The sequence below is a fragment of the Streptomyces sp. sk2.1 genome (assembly GCF_008120935.1).
Taxonomy (GTDB): domain Bacteria; phylum Actinomycetota; class Actinomycetes; order Streptomycetales; family Streptomycetaceae; genus Streptomyces.
On record NZ_RDBO01000226.1, the window covers coordinates 1 to 4522 of the forward strand.

At 66.4% G+C, this 4522-nt stretch carries 5 protein-coding genes; 1 reads left to right on the forward strand and 4 read right to left on the reverse strand.

All coding sequences use genetic code 11. The annotated features are described in order from the left end of the window. Positions 1–288: 288 nt before the first annotated feature. Positions 289–2211, reverse strand: coding sequence for a transporter substrate-binding domain-containing protein (locus tag EAO76_RS42880; protein ID WP_187439052.1), 1923 nt, complete (start codon positions 2209–2211; stop codon positions 289–291). A 153-nt stretch (positions 2212–2364) separates the two neighbouring features. On the opposite strand from EAO76_RS42880, the gene EAO76_RS45165 reads away from it, so the two are divergent. Next, entirely contained in the window at positions 2365–2514 is a 150-nt protein-coding gene (locus EAO76_RS45165; RefSeq protein ID WP_187439053.1) for a hypothetical protein, read from the forward strand. A 27-nt stretch (positions 2515–2541) separates the two neighbouring features. Here the strand turns inward: EAO76_RS45165 and EAO76_RS42885 are convergent, their stop codons facing one another. The 3 genes from EAO76_RS42885 to EAO76_RS42895 form a co-directional block, all read right to left on the reverse strand. Next, positions 2542–3084, reverse strand: coding sequence for a hypothetical protein (locus EAO76_RS42885; RefSeq protein WP_148841622.1), 543 nt, complete (start codon positions 3082–3084; stop codon positions 2542–2544). Positions 3085–3370: 286 nt separating this feature from the next. Next, positions 3371–3493 carry a hypothetical protein gene (locus tag EAO76_RS47145; protein ID WP_262376245.1) on the reverse strand — a complete coding sequence of 41 codons (123 nt, stop codon included), beginning with the start codon at positions 3491–3493 and terminating at the stop codon, positions 3371–3373. 496 nt (positions 3494–3989) lie between these two features. Next, entirely contained in the window at positions 3990–4364 is a 375-nt protein-coding gene (locus EAO76_RS42895; protein WP_316248425.1) for a prealbumin-like fold domain-containing protein, read from the reverse strand. Positions 4365–4522 lie beyond the last annotated feature (158 nt).

A 4522-nucleotide genomic window follows, 5' to 3' on the forward strand; every position in this document is an offset into this window, starting at 1 on the left:
GGCTGGGGGCTGTGCCCTTCAGGGGTGGGTCCGGCGGGTGTGGGTGCGCTCATGGGCACCGCCTCTGGGGGCGGCGGTCTTCTGCAGGACTGGGCCGGTCGTGCCTTTGGCGTGGACGCCTGGGGTCTTTCGCATCAGGGCGGGGTGTCAGAGCGGCTGGGGGCTGTGCCCTTCAGGGGTGGGTCCGGCGGGTGTGGGTGCGCTCATGGGCACCGCCTCTGGGGGCGGCGGTCTTCTGCAGGACTGGGCCGGTCGTGCCTTTGGCGTGGACGCCTGGGGTCTTTCGCATCAGGGCGGGGTGTCAGAGCCAAGTTCGTCGCGGCAGGAAGAGTCTTCGAATTGCTTGCCGGTCGGCCGGTATTTCTTCCAGTTGTCTGTGCGGAAGACCTGCGGCAAGACGTTAATGTCTTCAAACCACTGAGACGATTCGATGTACTTCTTGACCACTTCCTTGAGCCGATCGCACTCCTTCCGGTGCCCCTTAACCATGGCGAACCCGAAGTGCGTATCGCCAGGTACGAGAGACTGGCCCGTGACAGTGAGGCCCTTGTACTTGCCGACCAATCCGTAGAGCGTCAGTGCGTCTGAGAGCGCGGCATCGGCGTTCCCTTCTCGGACAGCATCCACGCAGCCACTGACTGTCCCCTCCGTCACGTCTACACCAGGAAAGGCCCTGAGGGCACTACTTAAGCTGCTGTAACGTGGAGCACACACCTTCTTGTCGGCGAGCTCGGACGGCTTCCTTAGGGGCCTGGAGCCCTTTCTCGTCAGCAGCGCGGTGGGACTGTTGACGTATGGTCCGACGAAGTCGACCTCGGAAGCGAAAGACCGATCGATCGGGAGAATCACGAGAGTGACTTCTCCTGCTTTGATCTTCGAAATGCGGTTCTCCACCGTCGTCTGAATATGGATTAACTCCTTTCCGAGCGCCTTGGCAGCCATGGTGCTGACACGGCTGTTGTACCCGGTAATCGTGGCCTCCCTGGATTCCTTGTCCCAGGAGTAGTCCACAGCCCCGATCACCAGCCGGGTTTGGCCCCCGAACGCCTTTGAGGTGTCGCCGGGCCCTTCTTGGGAGTCGTCCGAGCCGTGGAAGAAGTCATACGTTCCCCAGACGAGGAAGGGCGCAAGCAGTGCTGCAGCCAGCAGCCCGGCCACGCGACGAGACTTGCGGCGTAGGGGTGAGGCGGCGTCCTCGCTGGTAGCCGTGTTGTCTGGGGTTGTCCTGGACAATCCGTCGGCGCCCTTGGGCGAGGCAGGAACGAGTGGTGGAGGCGGGGTGGTGTCCGGGTACCGGGAGCCTTCGCCGACGAGGGTTCCGGAAACGGTCCGGGGGCCTTCTTCTGCTGTCCCGGTGGCTATGTCGGCCTGCCGCAGCACCTCGGCCAGTAGCTCCTCGCGTTCTTCGCCGCGGTTGTGGACGAGGTTGAGCCGCTCGTCCATCTCGCGGTCGATCTCCTCATCGGACAGCTCGCTCCCAGCCACGGGGGCCGGGAGCGATGCCGGAGCCCATGTTCCGCCGTCCGACTGGTCCGGGACGGGGGTGTTCCGCTGAAGTGCCTCAATCTCTCTGAGGACTTCGCGGCGTTCCCTGAGCAGCACGGTCTGGGCCTGCTCAGCGGTGTAGCGGTTGCTTCTCGCACGTTCCAGTTCGGTCTGGATGCGGGAGAGCCGGAATCTGGCCTGATCCAGGTGGTGGGCGGCCATCGCTCGCTCTTTGTCCCGCAGCTGGCCGACCTCATGGGTGAGGGTCGCGATCCGGGTTTCCTGCTGTCCGGAGAACTGGAGCAGCAGGTGAATGACGCGCTCGCTGTCCGTGGCGACCGTTTGGACTTTGACCAGGGCGTCCTGGGTCTGGTGAAGCTTTCGGTGGAGGCTGAGCAGCTCGGTGCCGGCATCGCCGCTCGGCGTCATGCCGTCCGCGGCGTCCTTCCAGAGCCTGTTGGCCTTGGTGATGAGCTGGCTGTTCCAGTGGTCGGGCTGCCGTTTCCGCAGCTCCTGGAGCACTTCACCCAGCAGTTTCTGGGGGATGACTTTCTTGCCGTTGAGGTAGTCCGCCCATGTCGAGCGGCTTCCACCGCGGGGGAAGCGCTCGGCGAGTCTGGCGACGGTTCCGAGCCCGGCGCGTTCGGTGACGTCGACCAGGAATCTGGCCAGAGCCTTCTCGGCGTCCGAGCCGTGGAACTCGCGGCTCCGCCCTGCCTTCCCCACCGCACCCTCCGGAGTTGTCCAACTCTGACTGGCCCATTGTCCAGCGCTCGCGCCGCTCACCTGGGCTTTCACGCCATGAGCAGACGGACAATCAGACCACTCCCCCATGCTGGGTGTCCACCTGCTGGATCCCCAACCACACGGGAGAACACCATGGTTACGAACGCCCTGCTGGACCTCTTGAGCGACTTCCTGGGCAGCGTGCTCAGCAACATCGTTGGCGGGCTGCTTCTCCTCGCTCTCGGCGAACCGGTCATGAAGAGGCTGTCCCGGAAGAAGCCCCACGACCAGGACCAGATGTGATCACGGCGCGACTGAGGTCCTTCTCACTCATTTGTCGCATGCCTCCAGTTCTCCCCGGTGCGCACGAGGTCCAGGACGGCGGCGCGGGTCGGTCTGCTCCGGCAGGCACAGCGGCAGCGCGAGGGCTTCGTGCAGCGGGATCGCCCACTCCCGCATCAACTCGCGGCGCTTGCGGGTCAGCGCGAGGTAGGCGGCGATCCCGGCGGCCGCGGTCGACGCCGCGGCGATCCCGGTCTGCTCCAGCGCGGCGAGCGCGGGATCCGGGTCGGTCCATACCTCCTGGGCGGTGGCGACGGTGGCGTCCTGGTGGACCCATCCGGCCTGGAAGCCGCCCGCGCCGGCGGCGGCCAGCGCGCTGATGCGGAAGGCCAGACGCTGCCACCCGGGCCGGTAGGAGGACCGGGACATCTGGCCCTCAACCTTCGGCAGGACGCGGGTACCCGGGCGCCAGAACGTCGCATCGGTCCGCTTCACCTCGCCCATCGGACGCCCGGCCAGGAACCGGCCGATCCCGAACACGAGGGCCTCGACGGTCTCTTCCACCTGCCTGTCGAGCTTCGTCTGCGCCATCCGGTCCAACGCCCTTCGCGCCAGAGGTGTACGGGCTCGGCGGTGCCGCCGGAAACGGGCACCACCGCCGAGCCAAGAACCGTAAAAGCGTTCACCTATGGACAAATTTCATAAACGAGAAGGCTATATTGGCCCAAGTACCCATAATCTTGGGTATTTTGGTCTGCTGGAGGCGGCCGTGGTCTGAAACTCCCGCCCTGGAGGTGGCTTCCTCAAGAACCGCCTGCGGTTCTGATCCCCGTGGGCGGACGGCGGGCCCGGTCGGCGGCGGCCGGGCCCGTCGTGTTCACCGCGCCTTCGGCAGCCTGTCGATGCCGAAGCGGTCCTCGCCCGCTCCCCGGTCGGCGATCCGCCACACCGGTCCGGCCGCACCGTGCTTGGCGAACACCGGCAGGGTGGTGGTCGCCACGGCGATCCGGTAGCCGACGCTTGTCGACGGCAGGCGGCGGGCCCGCTCGCGGAAAACGGCTTCGCGGGTGGCCGACGCCGCGGGAGGCCGGAGCGAAGACGAACAGCACCGGCGGGAGGGGCCGCTCCAGGTCCGGTCCGACGTACGTCTCCTGCCAGTGCGAGCGCGGGGCGCGGGCGGCGTTGCCGCTGCCGGAGGGCGGGGCGTTGCGGTAGGCGTCGTAGCGCTCCAGCTTCGCGATCAGTTTGGCGTAGGACATGGTCCGGTCGATTTCCACGAACGCGTGGCTTTATCGAGCAGTAGCGGTTCTGGCTCAACTTCTTGAGCCAGAACCATTTCTCATCGGCATCCAGACGGCGGAAAAGCACCAACCGCCTCCCAAACCCGTCCACATTTGCTGTTTATAGAGATATACGAAGCCACGCTCAGGACACCGCCGATGATCGTGCCGCTCCGAGCGGGGACGGGGCCGCAGCCGCGGGCGAGCCGACTCGGGTCACTTGCAGTTCTTGCAGGGCTCACCGCGGGTGTTGCTGATGGTGGTGGTGTGGTCGGGGTTCTGTCCGGTCAGTTCGAACGGGCCGCTGACGCGGTTTTCGGGCAGTCGGTAGCCCTCGGGGACGGCGGTCTCCTCCAGGTAGTAGGTGCCCAGCTCCAGGGCCTCGAAAGTGCACAGGCCCTGCTCGTCGGTGGCGCAGGCACTGCCGACCTTGGTGTCGGGGTTGGTGCCAGTGGTCTGGAGTCCGTCGATGTTGTTGGTCTCCTGCCACACCTGGAAAACGGCACCCGGCAGTGGCTTCCCGTTCGTCCTGTCGGTCTTCTCGACAGTCAGCTGGCCGGTGGCGCAGGGCTTCCACTCAAAGGTAGCCAGGCCGTCGCCCTGGCGGGCGCCGGTGAGGAAGGCGGACCCTGCGGGGCCTGTGCTGGATCCTCCGCCTCCGCCGGCCCCGCTGTTGTGGCTGGTGGGAGACGCTGCGCCTCCGCCGCCTCCGGTGGCGCCTCCACCACCTCCACCGCCTGCGCCGCCGG